Source organism: Curtobacterium sp. NPDC089185, assembly GCF_040685235.1.
GTDB lineage: Bacteria > Actinomycetota > Actinomycetes > Actinomycetales > Microbacteriaceae > Curtobacterium > Curtobacterium citri.
In genome coordinates, this window is sequence record NZ_JBFBHK010000005.1 from 161,989 (window position 1) to 182,409 (window position 20,421).

At 68.9% G+C, this 20,421-nt stretch carries 15 protein-coding genes; 5 read left to right on the plus strand and 10 right to left on the minus strand.

The genetic code is table 11. From position 1 onward, the window contains the following. Positions 1-10: 10 nt before the first annotated feature. The 4 genes from AB0N84_RS07355 to dnaK all read right to left on the minus strand — a co-directional run bounded on the left by AB0N84_RS07355 (position 11) and on the right by dnaK (position 4,084). Entirely contained in the window at positions 11-421 is a 411-nt protein-coding gene (locus tag AB0N84_RS07355) for a MerR family transcriptional regulator (RefSeq protein ID WP_363545025.1), read from the minus strand. A 116-nt stretch (positions 422-537) separates the two neighbouring features. Then, positions 538-1,539 carry a DnaJ C-terminal domain-containing protein gene (locus tag AB0N84_RS07360; RefSeq protein ID WP_363544782.1) on the minus strand — a complete coding sequence of 334 codons (1,002 nt, stop codon included), beginning with the start codon at positions 1,537-1,539 and terminating at the stop codon, positions 538-540. 23 nt (positions 1,540-1,562) lie between these two features. Next, a complete protein-coding gene (locus tag AB0N84_RS07365) occupies positions 1,563-2,210 on the minus strand; it encodes a nucleotide exchange factor GrpE (RefSeq protein ID WP_363544785.1) in 648 nt (215 codons plus the stop codon). Between the two features lie 2 nt (positions 2,211-2,212). Continuing rightward, positions 2,213-4,084 (minus strand): molecular chaperone DnaK, encoded by a 1,872-nt coding sequence (dnaK, locus tag AB0N84_RS07370; protein ID WP_363544788.1) that lies wholly within the window; start codon positions 4,082-4,084, stop codon positions 2,213-2,215. A 246-nt stretch (positions 4,085-4,330) separates the two neighbouring features. Here dnaK and AB0N84_RS07375 point away from each other — a divergent pair, with 246 nt between their 5' ends. From AB0N84_RS07375 to AB0N84_RS07395, 5 genes are all read left to right on the plus strand, one after another. Then, on the plus strand, positions 4,331-8,473 hold the full coding sequence (locus AB0N84_RS07375) for a hypothetical protein (protein WP_363544791.1): 4,143 nt from the start codon (positions 4,331-4,333) through the stop codon (positions 8,471-8,473). A 102-nt stretch (positions 8,474-8,575) separates the two neighbouring features. Beyond that, a complete protein-coding gene (locus AB0N84_RS07380) occupies positions 8,576-9,958 on the plus strand; it encodes a polysaccharide biosynthesis tyrosine autokinase (RefSeq protein ID WP_289459180.1) in 1,383 nt (460 codons plus the stop codon). 42 nt (positions 9,959-10,000) lie between these two features. Continuing rightward, positions 10,001-10,435, plus strand: coding sequence for a hypothetical protein (locus tag AB0N84_RS07385; RefSeq protein ID WP_363544795.1), 435 nt, complete (start codon positions 10,001-10,003; stop codon positions 10,433-10,435). A 74-nt stretch (positions 10,436-10,509) separates the two neighbouring features. Beyond that, positions 10,510-11,412, plus strand: coding sequence for an ankyrin repeat domain-containing protein (locus AB0N84_RS07390; RefSeq protein WP_363544798.1), 903 nt, complete (start codon positions 10,510-10,512; stop codon positions 11,410-11,412). Positions 11,413-11,452: 40 nt separating this feature from the next. Then, positions 11,453-12,538 (plus strand): acyltransferase, encoded by a 1,086-nt coding sequence (locus AB0N84_RS07395; protein WP_363544801.1) that lies wholly within the window; start codon positions 11,453-11,455, stop codon positions 12,536-12,538. A 198-nt stretch (positions 12,539-12,736) separates the two neighbouring features. Here the strand turns inward: AB0N84_RS07395 and AB0N84_RS07400 are convergent, their stop codons facing one another. From AB0N84_RS07400 to AB0N84_RS07425, 6 genes are all read right to left on the minus strand, one after another. Continuing rightward, positions 12,737-13,921 (minus strand): family 1 glycosylhydrolase, encoded by a 1,185-nt coding sequence (locus AB0N84_RS07400; protein WP_220456208.1) that lies wholly within the window; start codon positions 13,919-13,921, stop codon positions 12,737-12,739. 34 nt (positions 13,922-13,955) lie between these two features. After that, positions 13,956-14,816, minus strand: a complete 861-nt coding sequence (locus tag AB0N84_RS07405; protein WP_363544804.1) for an alpha/beta hydrolase — start codon at positions 14,814-14,816, stop codon at positions 13,956-13,958. Next, complete coding sequence (locus AB0N84_RS07410) at positions 14,813-16,582, minus strand: ABC transporter ATP-binding protein (RefSeq protein WP_289459184.1); 1,770 nt, start codon at positions 16,580-16,582, stop codon at positions 14,813-14,815. Before AB0N84_RS07410 ends, AB0N84_RS07405 begins: the two co-directional genes overlap by 4 nt. Next, positions 16,579-17,505 (minus strand): ABC transporter permease, encoded by a 927-nt coding sequence (locus tag AB0N84_RS07415; RefSeq protein WP_289459185.1) that lies wholly within the window; start codon positions 17,503-17,505, stop codon positions 16,579-16,581. Before AB0N84_RS07415 ends, AB0N84_RS07410 begins: the two co-directional genes overlap by 4 nt. 120 nt (positions 17,506-17,625) lie before the next feature. Beyond that, positions 17,626-18,606, minus strand: coding sequence for an ABC transporter permease (locus AB0N84_RS07420; protein WP_289459186.1), 981 nt, complete (start codon positions 18,604-18,606; stop codon positions 17,626-17,628). After that, entirely contained in the window at positions 18,603-20,312 is a 1,710-nt protein-coding gene (locus tag AB0N84_RS07425) for an ABC transporter substrate-binding protein (protein WP_363544809.1), read from the minus strand. The genes AB0N84_RS07420 and AB0N84_RS07425 overlap by 4 nt, the downstream gene beginning before the upstream one ends. Between the last annotated feature and the right edge of the window lie 109 nt (positions 20,313-20,421).

Consider the following 20,421-nt stretch of genomic DNA (forward strand, 5'->3'; position numbering starts at 1 on the left):
ATACGGTGTTTCAGTGCTGCGGTCGGTAGAGCACCACCGCGGTGTTCCGCTGGGGGCGCATACCCGCCCGCAACGGCACGGCGCCGCCGGTCGTCGTCGCTGCGAAGACGCGAGCGCCCGGCCGGGCGATGAGCTGGTCGGCCAGCGCCCGCTCGAGCTCGCGGACACGATCACGCAGCAGCTGGTTCTCGTTCTCGAGGTCGAGCACCCGCCGGATCCCCTCCAACGACACGCCCTCGGAACTGAGCCGCGCGATCTCGCGCAGCTGCGCGACGTCGCGCATCGAGTACCGGCGGGAGCCGCCGCGAGTGCGGCCCGGAACGACCAGGCCGAGCCGGTCGTACTGCCGCAGCGTCTGCGGGTGCATCTCCGCGAGCTCCGCCGCAACCGCGATCGCGAAGACGGGCGAGTTCTCGTCCATGTCGGTCATGGTTCGTTCCTTTCCGTCGTCCGCGTGGTGCAGGACCAGCCTGGAGGCTCGGCGAGCGCCCGTCAGGAAGCCGCGCCGAGCCTCCAGGCTGGCTCATGCGAGCAGCGCTAGCTGCGCGCCTTCGCGAGGAGGTCCTCGCGGGGGTCCTCGTCGGGCAGGGCCGCGCGGAGGGCCTCGACGGCCTCGCGCTGCTTGTCCGACAGGTGCGACGGCACCGCGACCTGCACGGTCGCGAGGAGGTCGCCGGTGCCGCTCTTCGTCGTGACCCCGCGTCCCTTGATGCGCAGGACGCGACCGGACGGTGTGCCGGGGGCGACCTTCAGCTTGACGGGCTCGCCGCCGAGCGTCGGCACCTGGATCGTTGCGCCGAGGGCGGCCTCGGCGAACGTCACGGGGACGTCCACCCGCAGGTGCTGCCCGTCGCGCTCGAACACCGGGTGCTTCCGGACGGCGACGCTGACGACCAGGTCGCCGGCCTCTCCCCCGTCCGGGCTCGGCTCGCCACGCCCGCGCAGGCGGATCTTCTGCCCGTCGGCGACGCCCGCGGGGATGCGGACGTTGACCGGCCGGCCGTTGCCCTGCGAGAGCTTGACGGTGTCGCCGGCGATCGCGGTGGTGAAGTCGAGCGTCGTCGACGCCGTGACGTCGCGCCCCTTGCTCGGACCACCGAAGCCGCGGAAGCCGCCGGAGTTCTGCCCGAAGCCGCCGCCACCGAACATGCCGCCGAGGATGTCCTCGAAGCCGCCGGCACCGCCGCCGCCCTGGCCGAAGCGGACGCGCTGCCCGCCACCGCCCTGCTGCCCGAACATGCCACCGAAGACGTCCTCGAAACCGCCCTGGGCGCCCGGGCCGCCCGCGGTGAAGCGGGCGCCCGAGCCCATGGCGCGGACCTGGTCGTACTCGGTGCGCTGCTCCTTGTCGGAGAGCACCGAGTAGGCCTCGCTGATCTCCTTGAAGCGGGACTCGGCCGCAGCGTCACCCGGGTTGGAGTCCGGGTGGTACTGCCGGGCGAGCTTCCGGTAGGTCTTCTTCAGCTCAGCGTCGCTCGCCGTCTTGTCGACGCCGAGGACCTTGTAGAAGTCCTTGTCGAACCAGTCCTGACTGGCCATGAATCCCTACCTCCTCCCGGGTGTCAGGCCGGGACCGCGACGGCGACCTTGGCCGCACGGAGCACGCGGTCGCCGAGCTTGTAGCCCGGCTCCACGACGTCCGCCACGGTCTGGTCGGTCGCACCCGGCGTGGGCAGCTGCACGATCGCCTCGTGCACGTTCGGGTCGAAGGGCTCGCCCTTCTCGCCGATCTGCACCAGCTTGAACTTCTCGAAGCCGCCGCGGATCTTCTGCCCGATGACCTGCATCGGGCCCTCGGTCAGGTCACCGTGCGCCTCGGCGCGGGTGAGGTCGTCGAGGGCCGGCAGCAGGGCGCGGACGACCTCGGCGATGACGGCGTCGCGGTTCGCCTCGCGGTCGCGCTCGACGCGCTTCCGGAAGTTCACCAGCTCCGCCTGCGCCCGGAGCATGTCCGTGCGCATGTCGGCGACGAGGTCGCGGTCGGACTGCGACAGCTTGTCCTCCTCGATGCCTCGGGCGGCGTCGTCGAGCAGGGCCTGGTCCTCCGGCGACAGGTCGTTGTCCGGCCCGCCGGCGGCGGGGGCGTCCGTCGGCACTTCGACGTCCGGCCCCTCCGCCTCGACGAGGTCCTCGGGCTCCTGCGCGTTGGTGGCGTCGCCCTCGACCTGGGGCTCGCCGTCCTCGGGCACGTTGTCCTTCGGGTCCGTCATGGCTACTTCTTGTCCTTGTCGTCCTCGTCGTCCACGACCTCGGCGTCGACGATGTCCTCGTCGTCCGCCTGCTGCTGGCCCTGGTCGCCGGCCGGCTGCTCACCACCGGCCGCGGCACCCGCGTCCTGCTGGCTGTAGATGGCCTGGCCGAGCTTGCCCTGCGACTCGTTGAGCTTGTCGAAGGCGCTCTTCACGGCCTCGTCGTCGTCACCCGCGAGCGCGGACTTGAGGGCGTCGACGTCGCCCTGCACCTCGGACTTGACGTCTGCGGGGAGCTTCTCGTCGTTCTCCTTGATGAGCTTCTCGATCGAGTAGACGAGCTGCTCGGCCTGGTTGCGACGCTCGTTCGCCTCGCGACGGGCCTTGTCCTCGGCCGCGTGCTCCTCGGCCTCGCGGACCATGCGCTCGATGTCCTCCTTCGGCAGCGAGGAGCCGCCGGAGATGACCATCGACTGCTCCTTGCCGGTGCCCTTGTCCTTCGCGGACACGTGCACGATGCCGTTGGCGTCGATGTCGAAGGTGACCTCGACCTGCGGGACGCCACGGGGAGCCGGCGCGATGCCGGTGAGCTCGAAGGTGCCGAGCGGCTTGTTGTCACGGGTGAACTCGCGCTCGCCCTGGAAGACCTGGATCGCGACCGACGGCTGGTTGTCGTCGGCGGTCGTGAAGGTCTCGCTACGCTTGGTCGGGATCGCGGTGTTGCGGTCGATGAGCTTCGTCATCAGCCCGCCCTTGGTCTCGATGCCGAGCGACAGGGGCGTGACGTCGATGAGCAGGACGTCCTTGCGCTCGCCCTTCAGCACACCGGCCTGCAGCGCGGCGCCGACGGCGACGACCTCGTCCGGGTTGACGCCCTGGTTCGGCTGCTTGCCGCCGGTCAGGCTCTTGACGACCTCGGCCACGGCGGGCATGCGGGTCGAACCGCCGACGAGCACCACGTGCGCGATGTCGTTGACGCTGACACCGGCCTCCTTGATGACGTCGTTGAAGGGCTTCTTCGTGCGGTCGAGCAGGTCGGAGGTCATCTGCTCGAACTGCGCGCGCGAGATGGTCTCGTCGAGGTTGAGGGGGCCGTCGGCGGTCAGCGTCAGGTACGGGAGCTGGATGTTCGCCGACATCTGCGACGACAGCTCCTTCTTGGCCTGCTCCGCCGCTTCCTTCAGACGCTGCTTGGCGATCTTGTCGGTCGACAGGTCGACGCCGTGCTCGCTCTTGAACTTCTTGACGAGGTGGTCCACGATGCGCTGGTCCCAGTCGTCGCCGCCGAGGCGGTTGTCGCCCGAGGTCGCACGGACCTGGATCGTGGAGAAGTCGTCGTCCTTGCCCACCTCGAGCAGGGAGACGTCGAACGTGCCGCCACCGAGGTCGAAGACCAGGATGAGCTCGTCCTCCTTGCCCTTGTCGAGGCCGTAGGCGAGCGCCGCAGCGGTCGGCTCGTTGATGATGCGGAGGACGTTGAGGCCGGCGATCTCACCGGCGTCCTTCGTGGCCTGGCGCTCGGCGTCGTTGAAGTACGCCGGGACGGTGATGACCGCGTCCGTGACGTCCTCGCCGAGGTACTGCTCGGCGTCGCGCTTGAGCTTGCCGAGGGTGCGCGCCGAGATCTCCTGCGGCGTGTAGCTCTTGCCGTCGATGTCGACCTTCCAGTCGGTACCGATGTGGCGCTTGACGCTCGCGATGGTGCGGTCGACGTTCGTGACGGCCTGGCGCTTCGCGGTCTCGCCGACCAGGACCTCGCCGTCCTTCGTGAAGGCGACGATCGACGGCGTGGTGCGGAGGCCCTCGGCGTTCGCGATGACGGTGGGTTCGCCGCCCTCGAGCACGCTGACGACCGAGTTGGTGGTTCCGAGGTCGATGCCTACTGCACGTCCCATGTTGTGGTGCTCCTTCTGTTGGTTCGTGGTCTTGCTGAAGCCTACGCGGAGTTGCGTCCGCTGCACTCAAGTTTACTCGGGATGGGCGGCACGTCAAGCGCGGAAGGCGAGAGTTGCGTCGACTCCTGTCAGGTTCCGCTACCTCTCGCGTGTGGCATGTTTTCAGGAAATTGGTGCGATATTCCACATGTACATGTCGGAGCCGTGTGTCTGCACGGCTGACCTCGGAAAGACAACTCCTCGCACATGAAGAAGACACTCCGCGCAGTAGGGGCCACCGGCCTGGCTGCTGCAACCATCGTCACAGGGCTGAGCTTCGGGCCAGCCGCGAGCTACGCCGCCGCAGATGCCGGGACGACCACCCGGAAGCTGGTGTTCAAGGCAGACGGCAAGTTCTGGGCGGTCGGCTCGTCGAACATCCCGACGGACGACCGCGTCGCGGCCACCCCGTTCGACACCGTTGCGGCGGCTCGCGCAGCCGCTGCGAGTTACGACGTGCCGACCAGCGGGTCCGCCAAGGTTCGTCTCTCCGGCACGAAGGACTGCCTGAGGGACACGGGCACCTACAAGGTCCGCCTCGAGTCGTGTGACACCGCACAGGTGTGGGAGGTCGAGGGCGGCACCAAGCTGCGCCGCGTCGACAACCACGCCTACATGGGTGTGAACGCCACCGCCAAGGGCCTGCGCGCGAGCCTCAGCGCCAGTCAGGGCGATGCGATGGACCTCGGTCCGGCGGAGTTCATGCCGTTGTTCGCCACCCCGACCGCAACCACCATGGAGCAGGGGCAGAGCGAGGTGGAGGTGCCCTTCCTGTTCCAGACGACGGCGAACTTCCAGGTGCGGAACACCACCTTCACGTTCCGAGCGCCCACCGGGACACACTTCGCGGACCAAGACGAGGTCCCCGTCCTGTACGACTCCAAGCTGAGCGCGAAGGGTTGCGCTCTCAGTCTCGGTGGGACGGTCCTGACGTGCACGTCCGACGACGTGACCGGCAGCTACATCCGCAAGGGCCAGTGGTGGGAGTTCAGGCCGAAACTCGTCGTCGACGACTCCTTCAGCGGCACCGCCACGGCAACGATGCAGTGGAAGGGTGATTTCGCCCCACCGTCCAGCAGTGACTTCTGGACGGGCTCCTCGACGAACTCGACCGCGATCACCCGGGGTGCCCTCCCCGAGGCACTGACCGACGTGCACGTCGTCGACAGCGACGACAACGGAGCAGTGCTCGAGGCCACACTGCCCGACACCGGCGGGAAGACGACCGCTGCCTTCGCCTACACGCAGGACCGCACCGGGTTCTCGCGCGATGCGTCCCAGCGCGACCTCTGGAGCGTCGGCTCGTCGGCAGACACGACCGGCTCCCAGAAGGTCCAGTTCCGCGTCGACTTCGACGAGATGGGGCTCAAGCCCGGCAAGAAGGGTGCCGTCTACGTGTACGCCGGTGTCCGCGTCGGCAACGAGTGGGTCAACGGCAAGTCCTGGGGCCTCTTCTTGACCCGCCCCTCCATCTTCTCCGCCACGACGTCCTACGACGAACGCGACGACTCCTTCACGCTCAGCGGGACCACCACGAAGGACGCCAGCCTCATCGAGGTCAGTGCCGACAACGGGGAATCCTGGCGCGCCGTCACCGCCTCGGTCAACAAGGAGTACGAGATCCAGTTGGAGCGGGACCTCACCGCCGGCACCAGCTTGCTCGTCCGTCCGGCGGGCAGTCCCGCCTTCACCGCGGTCCCGCTGCACAGTTCCCCGCTCACGAAGGTCGCCGTCGGCAAGAGCGGCAGCCGGCGCACGCTCACGGCGTTCGCGGACGCCCCCGACGCGACGATCCACGTGTCGCGCGGCGACACCAGCAAGCAGGACTACCAGATCATCAAGGCCGACGACTCCGGATGGATCCGGCGCGCGGTCCTCGAGCTGCCGTCGGACGTCACCAGCGCCACGATCTGGTCGGACGACCGCGGGCAGCGCCAGGAGGTCGCCCTGCCGCTCGCTCTGGACGCGAACGCAACGGACATCAACGTCGAGGAGGGCACGGCACTCCTGACCGGCTCCACCCCGACGAACGCGGACCGAGTCGAGGTGGCCTGGGGCGACCAGCAGCGCAACATCTCCCTGCAGGACGACACCTTCTCGCTGCCGCTCGACAAGCTCGCCCTCGGTGAGAACACGGTGACGGTCCGCGCCTACGACGGTGAGGAGCCGCTTGGGAGCATCGACGTCCCTGTCGACCTGCGGGTGCAGGAGGTCACCGCGTCTGCGAAGTTCGACCCGGACCCTCGGACGGTCGTGCAGCTGAGCGGTAAGGCCACCCCTCATACGAAGGTCGAGATCCGTCGCGGGGGGAAGGCCGTGAACAAGGTGCCGGTGGACGCCGACGGTACGTGGACCGCCGGCGTGAACGCACCGAACAAGGCCGGTGTCGACACCCTCGACATCGTGCAGGTGATCCGGGGTGCAGACAACGGCAAGCAGACCCTGCCGGTCGACTACGGCACGGGCACCGAGATCACCTCGCCGGAGGACGGCGCCGCGCTCGAGCCCGGCAGCACGCTCGACCTCGAGGGCAAGTCACAGCAGGGCGCCCTCGTCAAGGTGTTCGAGAAGGGCAAGCCGGGCTCGATCCTCGGCTCCGCCGAGGCGAGCAAGCAGGACGGCACCTGGGACATCGCGGTCAAGGACCTCGAAGACCGTGAGTACCAGCTCGTCGCGTCGACGGTGAGCAAGGGCTACAACACCACCACCACCGAGATCACGATCAACCCGGGCAAGTCCGCCGTCGCGAAGCCGACCGCTGAAGCCAGCTTCCTCAGCGACATCACGAAGAAGGCAGTAGTGAGCGGCACCGGTGCGAACGGTGGCGAGATCACGGTGAAGAACAAGGCCACCGGCGAGACGATCGCCGGACCGGTGAAGGTGGTCGACGGCAAGTGGTCGACGGAGATCGACCCGATCGGAGCCGGCTCCCACGAGCTGGTCATCGAGCAGACCGGGGTCGACGACGGGACCCAGACCGCCGAGACGACGATCGACTACGGCGCCAGCGTCGCGATCACCGGCCCGTCCGGTACGGTCTCGCCCGGGACGGTGACGGTCTCCGGAACGGGCCAGGACGGAGCCGAGGTCACCGTCCAGGCCGGTGACGAGCAGGTCGAGACGACCGTGTCCGGCACGACGTGGTCCGCCGACATCGAGATCCCGGGCGGCACCTCCTCCGTCAAGATCACCGCGACCCAGCAGTCCAAGGGCGCGCTGAGCACGTCCTCGTCCACCGACGTCGTGCCGAACGGCTCCCAGGAGGCGACCGCGGTCGCCATCACCGAACCCACCGACGGCTACTACACGCCGGGCGAGATCACGCGGATCGCCGGTACGGCGACGCCGTACGCACAGGTCACCGTGCGCTCCGACTGGGACACGCTCGCACCCGTCACGGCGGACCGCAACGGGAAGTGGGAGGCCTGGGGCTGGTACGGCCCGTCGTCGTCCTACAACCTCGTCGCCTCGCAGGAGCGTGTCGACGGCAGCACGTCCGAGTCGGCCGTGTTCAAGCTCGCGCCGAAGGGTTCGTCCGAGCACAAGGAGGTCGCGATCACGACGCCGAGCGGCTTCTACTCGCCCGGGGAGACGACGCTCGTCCGCGGAACCGCGACGCCGTTCGCCCGCGTGGACATCTCCGCGTCGTTCGGGTACCTCGACACCGTGTACGCCGACCAGAACGGCGACTGGGCATGGTGGGCGCACATCGGACCGAGCGCGATCTACGAGCTGACGGCGACGCAGACCCGCGGCGACGGCTCCACGAGCAAGTCGAACACGATCGTGCTCAAGCCCGAGGCCGACCAGTCATCGCCCGTCGTGATCGACACGCCGAGCGGCACGTACAACCCGGACGGCCAGACGAAGGTCTCCGGCACCTCCAGCCCGAACGCCGTCATCACCCTGAACGCGAGCTGGGGCCCGCTGGAGCCGACGGTGACCGCGGACGACAACGGTTCCTGGACCTTCTGGGGTGACCTCGGCCCTTCTGCCGAGTACATCCTGACGGCACGTCAGGAGCGGACGGACGGGACCTCGAGCACGTCGAACACGATCACGCTGAAGCCCGTGGTGCCTGCTGATGCTCCGGTGGTGATCGACACCCCGAGCGGCACCTACGTGCCCGGCGCCTGGACCACGATCTCCGGCACCTCCGCGCCCGGGGCAGAGATCACGATCAGCGCCGACTGGGGACCGTTCGGGACGACGCAGGCTGACAGCCGCGGGAAGTGGTCCTACAGCGACAACATCGGACCGAGCGCCGTGTACAACCTCACCGCGACCCAGAAGCGCGCGGACGGGACGTTCAGTGACTCCAACACGATCACGCTGAGCCCCGCGAACTGAGTCCATCGGCGGACGGCCCTCCCACGGGCCGTCCGCCGATCACTCTTTTGCATAACACATGTGATATACTGCTACGGTCGTCATCCACGATCGGAGTCCCTCTTGACCTTCACCGACATCGCCCGCGCGCTCCGTCGCTCCCGAGCCCTGGTCGCCATCGCGACGCTCCTCGGAGCACTCCTCGGAGGGGGTTGGACGTGGTTATCGACCCCGCAGTACGACGCGATCACAGAACTCTTCGTGGCCGTGGAGCCATCGGGCACAGACGTGACGCAACTCGCGCAGGGGAACAACGCCGCACAGCAGAAGGTCACCTCCTACCTCGCGGTGATCACCAGTGCGAGCGTGCTCGAACCGGTCATCGAGGACCTCGGTCTCGAGCAGGACGTCGAGGAACTCGCAGAGCAGATCACCGCGATCTCGCCCGCGAACAGCGTGCTCGTCGACATCACGGTGCGAGACCCCGAACCGAAGACGGCGCAGCACATCGCCGACGCGGTGGCCCGCTCGTTCATCGACGTGGTGACGGAGCGCCTCGAGAAACCAACCGACGGCGGCACCTCGCTGGTGCGCCCCGAGGTCATCCAGCCTGCGGAGACGCCCAGCGCTGCCGCAACGCCGGGCCTCGTCGTCAACGTCCTCCTCGGACTGGTCGCCGGCCTCACGACAGGCATCGGGGGCGCCCTCCTCCTCCAGGCCCTGGACACCAGGCTGCGAACGATCAGCGACCTCGAGCAGGTGTCAGATGCGCCGCTGCTCGGGACGATCAGCGTCGAAAATTCGCTCGAACGTCGACCGCTCATCGTGCACACCGATCCGCGCAACCCCGTCGCCGAGGCCTTCCGGGCCCTCCGGACCAACGTCCAGTTCATCGATCTGCAGAGTCCGACACGGACACTGACCATCACCTCGGCTCTGGCCGGCGAAGGCAAGAGCACCATCGCGGCGAACCTCGCGATCGCGATGAGCGAGAACGGTGGACGTGTCGCACTGGTCGACGCCGACCTCCGTCGCCCCCGCGTCGCGGCGTTGATGGGCTTGGAGGGGTCGGCAGGCCTGACCGACGTCCTCCTCGGACGAACGGAACTCGATGACGTCATGCTCCCGTGGGGTGTCGGCGGACTCAGGATCCTCCCCGCCGGGCAGGTCCCGCCGAACCCCAGCGAGCTGCTCGGGAGCTTCGCGATGTCGAAGTTGGTCGAGCAACTCGCGGCCGACTTCGACACGGTGATCTTCGATGCACCACCGCTGCTCCCCGTGACGGATGCCGCGGTGCTCAGCCGCATCACCGACGGCGCCGTGCTGGTCATCGCCGCAGCACGAGCCACCCGCCATCAGGTCGCCACCGCACTCCAGGCCCTGTCCAACGCTCGCGCGGCGACGCTCGGGCTGGTCATGAGCAAGGCCTCCCGCAAGGGGTCCGACTCCTACGGGGCCTACAGCACGTACCACGAGGACCCGTCCCGATCCGGTCGGACGCCCTGACCCCCACCAACAAACCGAAGCACCACGACACAAGGAGAGCCAATGTCCACCAAGAACACACTCGTCGCCCTGTCCCTCGGTCTCGCACTCGCGGCGACGCTCACCGCCTGCTCGGGTGCCGCGACGAACGACAAGGCGTCGAAGTCCACGTCCCCCGCACCGACCCGTTCGCCGTCGACGGAGTACAACGTCTGCAAGGACGGAGTCGCTCGGATCCTCGCTTCCGATCTCCCTGCCGACGACGAGTTCTCCCTCGACTGCGACCGTGTCTCCATCGTGGGAGCAGCGACGCCAGGTTCGACGATCGAGCTCGGCACGGTGTCGAAGCTCGTGGTCGAGGGCGACGGCGTCACCGTCCATGCAGCGTCGGCGAAGGAGATCATCGTCCCCGGCAGTCGGAACACGATCACCCACGGGGGCGAGAGCACCGTCCAGGACATCGGGCAGGACAACACCATCGAGCAGCAGGAAAGCTGACCGATCCCCGCGACGCGTCGCTGCTCCTGTCACCCAGACCACTCGGGAGCAGCGACGCCCGGTAGCCTCGAACCGTGCGATGGAGTCGAGTGGGTTGGCCCGCGGCCGGGTACGTCTCACTCGAGGACGTCGAGGGGTACCCGCAGTACCTCGCCCGTCTGGTCGTCGACGCACCGCCCTCGGTCGCGGCTCTCGCATCGATCACCTGGAACGAGGCTCGGTTCGCCGAGTGGCAGGTCAGCGGTGTCCCCGATGACGCCGCCGGCGCGGGCTCGGCGCCGGGGCAGACCCTGCACGCGACCGTGGTGGTCCGGACGGACGAGGTGCTCGACACCCCGGACGGACTGTGGCGCCGGTGGAACCACGCCAGGGTCACGCTGCGATTCTCCCGCGCAGTGCTGGAGCCGGAGGACATCGAGTCACTCGCTCTGCTCTCGGGCGACGTGCAGGTCTCACGAGGCGAGATCGCACACGTGGACGCGGACGTCTGGGAGCTCCGTCTGCTGGTCTCGCCGACGGGTGAACTAGCGGTGCACTTCCGCGATGTGGCGATCGAGGTCTGTCCCGTCGACGGAGCGGCCTGGTCCGAGCTGGAGGGACGGCCACCACACGGCTGGCACGGGCCGGTGCCGGACGGCTGGGTGGAGTGGGCCTCCCCCGCGGTGCGCGCGGCGGCGCACGGTGACATCGGCGGACTCTCACTCGAACTGGACGGGTTCACTTCCGCGTCGTCCGGCATCGACGATCTCGACCCGCGCTGGGGGCTGGCGCCGCTGCACGCTGCCGCCTGGTTCGACCGACGGAGTGCAGCCGAGGCGCTCCTCGAACGCGGAGCCGATGTCGACCTGCGGGACGCGACCGGCCGCACGGCGCTCGACATCGCACGTGAGCGCGGCGCCCGCGGCACGGAACTGCTCCTGCGCGCCGTGATCACGAGTGGCTCCCCGCAGCGGGAGGATGAATCCACAGGCATGTGAAATGTCTTGCGCTGGAACTCTCGGGCGGCAGACTGGGTGGGTGTTCATCGCCCCCGCCACCGAAGCGCCGTCCACGACCTACCGAGGTGTGCAAGCGCTCCGCTTCCTGAGCGCACTCCTCGTCGTCGCCCTCCATGCTTGTTACTGGGTCAACCGCGACGCCGGCTCCGGCGCACAGGCGCCGTCGAGCGCACTCCTGGGCGATGTCTGCGTCTCTGTCTTCTTCTTGATCAGCGGCTTCGTCGTCGTCCTCGTCATCGACTCCGGCCGTGAGCCGGATTGGCAGACCTTCGCCCTCCGACGCGCGATCCGGATCCTGCCGCTCGCCTGGCTGATGACGACCACCAAGATCGTCGCGGCCGTCGTCGTGCCCGGTGCCATGTTCGACGGCGCGCTCACTCCGGTCCGCGTCCTCACGTCGTTCTTGCTCGTGCCGTCCCGCGGTCAGCACGGCATCGCCCCGATGCTGTGGGGCGTCGAGTGGACCCTGGTCTTCGAAGCAGCGTTCTACTTCCTGGTCACGGCAGCCATGGCGGTCCGGATCGATCCGGTGCGCTCCGTCTCAGCGGTGTTGGTGCTCTTCGCGATCCTCGCCGCATGGCGACCGGACGAGGGCAGTGCGATCTGGTTCTACGCGAATCCCCTCGTCCTCTTCCTGGTCGCGGGCATGTCGATCGCGCGGGCTGTCCGATCCGGCCAGGTCCTCGCCCCGATCGCGACCTGCTCGGCGCTGACAGCACTGATCATCGCGATCGGAGTTGTCCGATCCGGCCCTGCCGCCGTCTCGGCCGTCGTCTTCGCGCTCCTGACGATCACCTTCGCACTCGTGGTGTCCGTCGAGCGGCGGTACGGCTCGAGGCTTCCCGACTGGGTGGTGATGTGCGGGGACAGCGCCTTCGCCTTGTACCTCACCCACCCGCTCGTCGCCCAGGTGCTCCCGCGCGCCCTCGGGTGGTTCGGCGTACGTCAGGTCCCGTGGCTCCCCGTCGTCGTGGTGTCGGTCGTCGCATCCGTCGGCCTGGGCATCGCAGTACACCGCTGCATCGACCGCCCGGTGGGTCGATTCCTCCGTCGTCGCCTGATCCGCGCCGATGCGGCCCGCGATCATCGATCCGCGGATGCATGACACGCATCCGGTCGTATCCGGGCAGCGGAGCACACCGAGGGCACGGCGGTACGACAGCATGCGCCGGAACTTCGGCGGCCACGCGGACGCGGCTCCGACGACGCTCACCGATGTCTCCGGAGTCCGCGACGGACGGGAGGCCCGTGGCGGACCCGCCACGGGCCTCCCGTCCGTCACAGGGTCGCGTCGGGGGTCGCGTCAGTCGCGCCGCGTCTCGAGCGCGTTCGCCTGCGCGACCTTCCCGTACCAGCGCGCCGAGTCCTTCGGCGTCCGCGCGAAGGTCTCGCGGTCCCACGCCACGAGCCCGAAGGTCGGCCGGTACCCGGAGGCCCACTCGTAGTTGTCGAGGAGCGACCAGTGCTGGTAGCCCAGCACCTCGATGCCGTCCTCGATGCAGCGGTGGATGCCCTCGAGGGCGCCCTGCGTGTAGGCGATCCGGCGGGAGTCGTCGGCGGTGGCGATGCCGTTCTCGGTGATCATCAGCGGGACGTGGCCGGACAGCTCCCACGCGCTGCGGAGTCCGTCGGCCGAGGCCTCCGGGTAGAACTCCCACCCGGTCAGGGTCGTTTCGACGTCCTCCGCGACCGGCACCGGACCGGTGGCGCCGATGAACGTGCGCGTGTAGGCCTGCACCCCGAGGAAGTCGTCACCGGCGGCCTGCTCGAGGTACCAGTCGTCGCGCGGGTAGCCGTACTCGCGGAGCATCTCCTCGGACCCGGGCTCACCGTTCGCGCGGAACGCCTGCGTCGCGATGGTCCAGCCGGACTGCAGGCCGGGGACCTGCGACAGGACCTCGCGGGAGCGCCGGTGCGACGCGAGCAGCTGGTCCGCCACGTGCAGGTCGGGGTTCGGCAGGCCGTACGCCACGAGGTTCGCCGCGTCCTCTCCCCCGGCGAGCATCGCCGCGATGTTCGGCTCGTTGATCGTGCAGACGTAGCGGACGCCGTCCTGCACGACGGGGAGCGCGGCCTCGGTGTAGCGGGCGAACAGGTCGGCGGCGTCGGGCGCGCGCCAGAAGCCGTCGCGCTCGAACCAGCGCGGCACGGTGAAGTGCATGAGCGTGACGATCGGTTCGATGCCGGCCTCGTGGCAGGCCTCGACCATGCGGCGGTAGTGGTCGACCTCGGCGCGGGAGACGAAGCCGCGCTCGGGCTCGATGCGCGCCCACTCGATGCTGAACCGGTAGGAGTTCAGGCCGAGGTCGGCGGCGATGCGGATGTCCTCGCGGTACCGGTGGTAGCTGTCCGCGGCGTCGCCGGAGGGTTCGACGATGGTGGTGTCGGGCTCGTGCTCGTGCGCCCACCAGTTCGCGTTGACGTTGTTGCCCTCGATCTGGTGGGCGGCGGTGGCGGCACCCCAGAGGAAGCCGTCGGGGAACTGCAGCGTGGTGATGATGGGTCCTTTCCGTGCGCCGACGTCAGTGCGCCGACAAGAAGTCGTCGAAGAGCGCGATGGTCGCGGCCGGGTTCTCGACGTGGGGGCCGTGGTAGCTCGTGGGGACGACCTCGTAGCGGGCGCCGGTGTCCTCGGCCATCTGCCGCTGCCACGGGATCGGCCAGGCGCCGTCCCACTCACCGTGCGCCACGAGGACGGGGAGCCCGGTCGCGCGGAGCTCGGCGGACGAGTCGGTGTGGTCCTCGAGGATGTGCCCGCCGGCGACGACGCTCATCGGGCTCGTCGCGTCGAAGCGGTCGCGGACCATCCGGACGTCGTCGGGGAGCTCCTCGTCGGGCCGGTACGCCCACAGGGGGTTCGTCGAGTCGAACAGCTGCCGGTTGTTCCCGCCGGTGTCGTGCAGGATCGTCAGCTCGGTGACCTTGCGGTAGGGCCAGCCGTACGGGCCGGAGCAGAACTGCACGACCGACCGGAAGGACTGCGGGGACGCGATCGCGGCCTCGCGGGCGATGACCCCGCCGAGCGAGTGCCCGATCAGGTGCACGGGCGCGCCGTCGTCGAGCAGCGCCGCGACCCGGACGACGTCGGCCGCCTCCTCGTCGAGGGAGTAGTCGGACGGCGAGGTCGGCGCCACCGAGTCGGCCTGGCCGCGGCGGCTGATCGCGACCGCGGTCCAACCGGCCTCCCGGAGGAGCGGCATGAACGTGCGCCAGTCCTCCTTCGACCCGGTGTACCCGGGGACGATCAGGACGGTGCCCTTCGAGGGTCCGTTCGGGACGACCCGGTAGGCGGTGAGCCGACCGACGGGCAGGTCGATGCCGACGACGTCGACACCCACGGGTGTGGGGAGGTGGCCGAAGGGAGCAACAGCGGGGAACGTCATGCGAGCAGTGTCCGCCGCGGGTTCGGCACCGCGTCCAGCAGCGCGACCGTGTAGTCGTCCTGTGGGTGCTGCAGCACCTCGGCCGTGCGGCCCCGCTCGACCACGGCGCCGTCGTGCAGCACCATGATGTCGTCGGTGATGAGCCGGGCGCTCAGCAGGTCGTGCGTGATGTAGAGGAGCGAGACGCCCCACTGCTCCCGCAGGTCCTCGAGCAGCGCGAGCACGCCGGCGCGCAGCGTGACGTCGAGCATCGACACCGGCTCGTCCGCGATGATCACCTGCGGGTCGCTCGCGAGCGCCCGGGCGATGACCACGCGCTGCCGCTGCCCGCCGGAGAGCTGGTGCGGGAGCTTCTGCGCGAACTGCTCGACGGGCGTCAGGCCCACGGTCTCGAGGATCTCGAGCATCCGGCGTCGGGCATCGCGCCCGCGGAGTCCGGTGTAGTTCGCGATCGGTCGGGACAGGATGTACTCCACCGTGTGCAGCGGGTTGAGCGCCGCGTACGGGTCCTGGAACACCATCTGCACCTCGGAGCGCAGGTCCTGCAGGCCGCGCCTCCCGAGCTTCGCCACGTCGGTGTCGCCGAACCGGACGGTCCCGCTCGTCGGCTGCTCGACGCCGGTGAGCATCTTCGCGATGGTCGACTTGCCCGAGCCGGACTGGCCGACCAGGGCGAGCGACTGCCCGGGTTCGAGGGTGAACGACACGTCGCGGACGGCCTGCACGGGCTGCTCACCGCGGCGGGGCGCCGGGTACGTCTTGACGAGGTGGTCGACGACGATCGGGTTCTTCGCGGCGCTGCGCTCACGCGACCCGACGGTGGCGAACGACGACGTCGTCTCCTGCCGGGTCTGGTCCGTGCCGCGCAGTGACCGATCCGGGAACCCCGGCAGGCTCACGACCGAAGCACGCGGGTCGGCGTAGTGCGACAACAGCATCTTCGTGTAGTCGTCCTGCGGGTCACGGAGGACCTCGAGCGAGCGGCCGTCCTCGACGATCCGCCCCTCGTGCATGACGAGCACGCGCTCGGTGGCCTCGAGGACGATGCCGAGGTCGTGGCTGATCAGGATCGCCGTGAAGCCCTCGGAGCGCTGCAGCTCGATGATCGTGTCCATCACGGCGTGCTGCACGAGGACGTCGAGCGCCGTGGTCGGCTCGTCGAACACCATGAGCTGCGGCTCGAGCGACAGCGCGATCGCGATCGAGACGCGCTGCCGCATGCCGCCGGAGAGCTCCCCGGGGTAGCGCGCCAGCATCGTCTCCGGCAGCTTCACCTTGCCGATCAGCTCCCGCATCCGGGCGTCCCACCGCTCGCGCGGCACGTGCCCGTGCGCCCGGAAGACGTCGATGAAGTGGTTGCGGATCGTGCGCACCGGGTTGAGCGCGTTCATGCCGGACTGCAGGACCATCGCGAAGCCGCCCTGGCGCTGCTGGCGGAGCGCTTCGTCGTCGAGGTCACGGATGTCCGCCCCGCCGAAGACGATGCTGCCGCCGTTGGTGCGCGCCGGCGGCTTCTGCAGCCGGGTCAGCGCGTAGCCGAGGGTCGACTTGCCCGAGCCGGACTCGCCGACCAGGCCGACGAACTCGCCCTTGCGCAGCTGGAAGGAGACGTGGTCGACGGCCTGGACGGCCGTCTGGCCGGCCGACTCGTAGACGACCGACAGGTCGCGGACGTCGAGCAGGACGTCCTGCTGGGTCGTGTCGGACGGGAGGCGCGTGGCGGCGCCGTCCCGCGCCTCCAGGCCGTCGGTGGTTGCACCGCTCATGCGGTGACCTCCTTGCGCTTGCGGCGCGCGCCCTCGCGCAACCGCGGGTTGGACACGGCGTCGACGCCGAAGTTGATGAGGGTCAGGCTCATCGCCAGGAGGGCGATGCAGAGACCGGGGGCGAACAGCAGGATCCACTGGCCGGTGAGCAGCGCGTTCGAGTTCTGCGCCCAGTAGAGGATGGTGCCCCAGCTGACGATCGACGAGTCCCCGAGGCCGAGGAACTCGAGCCCCGCCTCGGCCAGGATCGCGCTCGTGGCCGCACCGAAGAAGCTGCCGACGATCAGGGACGTCATGTTCGGCAGGATCTCGCGGAAGACGATGCGCGTCGCGCCGTCGCCGGAGAACTGGGCCGCGGTGACGAAGTCGCGGCTCCGGAGGGACTGCGTCTGGCTGCGGAGGACGCGCGCACCCCAGGCCCAGCCGGTGACGACGATCACGGCGATGATCACCGTGATGCCGCCGTTCTGCAGGTAGGCGGCGATGACGATCATCAGGGGCAGACCGGGGATGACGAGGAACAGGTTCACGATGAAGCCGATGACCTCGGCGACCCAGCCGCGGATGTAGCCCCAGCTCAGGCCGATCGCGACGGCGACGAGGGTCGACAGGAAGCCCGCGACCGCACCGACGAGCACGGACACCCGGGCGCCGTAGATCAGTTGGGAGAGGACGTCCTCGCCGGCGGCGGTGGTGCCCATCCAGTGCGCCCAGGTGGCGTCGGCGTTCCGTGCGAAGCCGTTCTGGCTCGCGCCGTAGGGGGCGAGGAGCGGGGCGGCGATCGCCACGAGGACGAAGAAGGCGAGGATGCAGAGGCCGATGCGGGCCTTGGTGTTGCTCCAGACGACGCCGAACTGCCGGGCGGCGGCGCGCCACTTGGACGGGGCAACTTGTTCTTGTGTTCTCACTGCGACAGTGCTCATCGTCGAGTCCTCGGGTGGTGGTTGTGGGCAGAGCACGCCGCCCATCGCGAGTTGGTCGTCATCGGCGCGTCCTCGGGTGGTGGTTGTGGGCAGAGCACGCCGCCCATCGCGAGTTGGTCGTCATCGGCGCGTCCTCGGGTCCAGGACGCCGTAGAGGACGTCCACGATGAAGTTGGCGATGAGCACCGACACGGTGATCATCAGGAAGAGGGCCTGCATGAGCGGGTAGTCCTGCCCGATCACGGCGTTGAACAGCAGGTAGCCGATGCCCGGGTAGCCGAACACCTGCTCGACCAGCACCGAGCCGCCGACCACGCCGCCGAGTGCCAGGCCGAAGCCGGTCAGGTTCGGCAGGATCGCGTTCCGCGCGGCGTACCGGACGGCGACCGTGCGACCGCGGAGGCCGTTCGCCTCGGCGAAGGTGACGTAGTCGTCACCGAGGGTGTTGATCATCGCGTTGCGCATGCCGATGATCCAGCCGCCCAGGCTCGTCACGAGGATCGTCACGGCCGGCAGGACCGCGTGCCGCAGGACGTCGCCGATGTATGTGCCGTTCCAGCCCGGGACGCTCGTCGCGGACGACGCCCCGGTCGTCGGGAACCAGTGCAGGACGTAGCCGAGGAAGAACAGCAGCAGGAGTGCCGTCCAGAAGTACGGGAACGTCGACATGAACGAACCCGACAGGGTCGGGAGCGAGTCGAGCCAGGTTCCGCGCTTCCACGCAGCGGCGACGCCGATCAGCGTGCCGATGACGAACGCGAGGACCGTGACCGTCCCGACGAGCACGAGCGTGTAGGGCAGGGCCCGGCCGACCAGGTCGCCGACCGGCTGCGGGTAGAACGTGTAGCTCGTGCCGAAGTCGAGGGTGACGACCTGGTGCAGGTAGCTGACGTACTGGTCCCAGAGGTTGCCGGAGGGGACGCCGAGCTGAGCCTCGATGGCCTTCTTCGTGGCGTCGGTGACCGGGCCGTTCTGGCTGAGCTTGGCGAGCGCCGCGTCGGACGGGCTGCCCGGCATGAGGCGCGGGAGCAAGAAGTTCAGCGTGACCGCGGCCCAGAGGGTCAGGACGAAGAGGACGAGTTTCTGGAGGACGTACTTCACTTGGCCTGCTCCTCCACGATCTTCTTGCCTGCGGCGCTGTCACGGAGTCGGAGCTTCGTGAAGATGAGCAGCGGAGCCGAGTCGTAGTTCTGCGGCGCCATGTACGGGTCCTCCGCGCTCGGCCACCCGACGAACTTGCCGGTGTTGAACAGGCCCCAGAGGCCGCCGTAGTACATGCCGATCACGGGCAGGTCGTCGTACACGATCGCCTGCAGCTGGTCGAGGATGCGCTGCTGCTCGGCACGGTCGGTCGTCCCGCGGTACTCGTCGAGGAGCTTCTGGGTGTCCGCGTTCCGGTAGCGCTCGAAGTTGTTCACCGTCGACTTACCGACCGGCTGGTAGAAGTCGCTCGACAGCAGGGAGTTGTAGGCCTGGAAGACGTCGCCGTTCCCCATGCCGCCCATCGCCATGTCGAACTTCCCGTTGTTGATGTTCTGCTGGTAGCCGGCGGGCTGCGGTGCCTGGATCTGCACCTTCACACCGATCTTCCCGAGGTCGCGCTGCACCTGCTGTGCGGCACGGAGCCAGTCCGAGTAGCCGTTCGCGGTCATCAGGTTGATCTCGAGCTGCTCACCGTCCTTGACGAGCTTGCCGTCCTGCTGCTCGTAGCCGGACTTGGCGAACTCCGCGAGGGCACGGTCGGTGTCCTGCGTGATCATCCCCTCGTCCGGGATCGACGGGTCGAGGTACTGCTCCTGGTTCGGCAGGATCAGGCCGGTCTGACCCGCGGCGCTGAGGTTGCCCTCGGAGGCGGTCTCGGCGATGCCGTCGCGGTCGAGTGCGTAGGAGATGCCCTTGCGGACGTTGACGTCGTCGTACGGCGCCTTCGTCAGGTTCGGGATGAGCCCGATCACGCCGCCGGCCGGGAACCACCACTGGTTCGTGTCGGACGCGGCACCCCAGGTGCCCTTGACGTCCGAGATGAACGAGTACGCCCAGTCGTAGCCACGGGTGACGGTGTCGAGCTGCGTGTTCGTCGCAGGCAGGACCAGGTGCTCGATCGCGATCTCGTCGGCCTGCCAGTACGTCGGGTTCTTGTCCATCGAGTACTGCTGGTCGGAGTAGTTGCCGAGCACGAACGGGCCGGTGCCGACCGGGTTCGGGTCGCGCCAGGTGACCGGGTCCTGCACCCTGCCGTAGTGGTGCTCGGGGAGGATGTACGTCGCGCCGATGATGTTGAGGCTCGGCACGTCCTCACCCTTGAGGTGGAAGACCAGGTGGTCGCCGTCCCGCTCGATCCGGTCGATGTGCTGCCAGGCGCCCTTGACGTCCATGGCGGGGAACTTCTTGAGCAGGTCGAACGTGAAGAGGACGTCCTCGGGCGTGAACGGCGTGCCGTCGGACCACTCGACGCCCTTCCGGATCGTCATGTCGATCGTCCGGGCGTCCGGCAGGTCCCACGAGCTCGCGAGCCACGGGGTGCCCTTGCCGTCGAGCGGGTTGATCTCGATGAGGGGCTCGTACATCCACTTGCTCGCGGTACGGGCATTCGGGATGTACGGGTTGAAGTTGCGGTCGAACAGCGGGTTGCCGCGGTCCGCGTTGATGAGCATCGTGTCCTTGCCGATGCTCGGGTCCGGCTCCGAACGGACCTGGATGCTGCAGCCGGTGGCGGCGAGGGCCACGACGGCGATGCCGGCGAGCGCGGTCAGCAGCCGGCCGCGGCGGCGCGGGCCGTGCTGCGTGCGCTGTGGGGGAAGCGTCATTGCTCGGTCGACCTCCGTGTCGAGTGTGTGCTGCGCCCAAATGTATGCGCTTACATCACGTCGCGCAACACGAGGTTCCCGTTCCGAGACGGCGGGTGGCCGGCCTGGC

What these genes read in the sequence shown, in the direction of transcription:
- AB0N84_RS07355 (WP_363545025.1), bottom strand. Translation starts at nt 421, where the DNA reads ATGGACGAGAACTCGCCCGTCTTCGCGATCGCGGTTGCGGCGGAGCTC.
- AB0N84_RS07360 (WP_363544782.1), bottom strand. Translation starts at nt 1,539, where the DNA reads ATGGCCAGTCAGGACTGGTTCGACAAGGACTTCTACAAGGTCCTCGGC.
- AB0N84_RS07365 (WP_363544785.1), bottom strand. Translation starts at nt 2,210, where the DNA reads ATGACGGACCCGAAGGACAACGTGCCCGAGGACGGCGAGCCCCAGGTC.
- dnaK (WP_363544788.1), bottom strand. Translation starts at nt 4,084, where the DNA reads ATGGGACGTGCAGTAGGCATCGACCTCGGAACCACCAACTCGGTCGTC.
- AB0N84_RS07375 (WP_363544791.1), top strand. Translation starts at nt 4,331, where the DNA reads ATGAAGAAGACACTCCGCGCAGTAGGGGCCACCGGCCTGGCTGCTGCA.
- AB0N84_RS07385 (WP_363544795.1), top strand. Translation starts at nt 10,001, where the DNA reads ATGTCCACCAAGAACACACTCGTCGCCCTGTCCCTCGGTCTCGCACTC.
- AB0N84_RS07405 (WP_363544804.1), bottom strand. Translation starts at nt 14,816, where the DNA reads ATGACGTTCCCCGCTGTTGCTCCCTTCGGCCACCTCCCCACACCCGTG.
- AB0N84_RS07410 (WP_289459184.1), bottom strand. Translation starts at nt 16,582, where the DNA reads ATGAGCGGTGCAACCACCGACGGCCTGGAGGCGCGGGACGGCGCCGCC.
- AB0N84_RS07415 (WP_289459185.1), bottom strand. Translation starts at nt 17,505, where the DNA reads ATGAGCACTGTCGCAGTGAGAACACAAGAACAAGTTGCCCCGTCCAAG.
- AB0N84_RS07425 (WP_363544809.1), bottom strand. Translation starts at nt 20,312, where the DNA reads ATGACGCTTCCCCCACAGCGCACGCAGCACGGCCCGCGCCGCCGCGGC.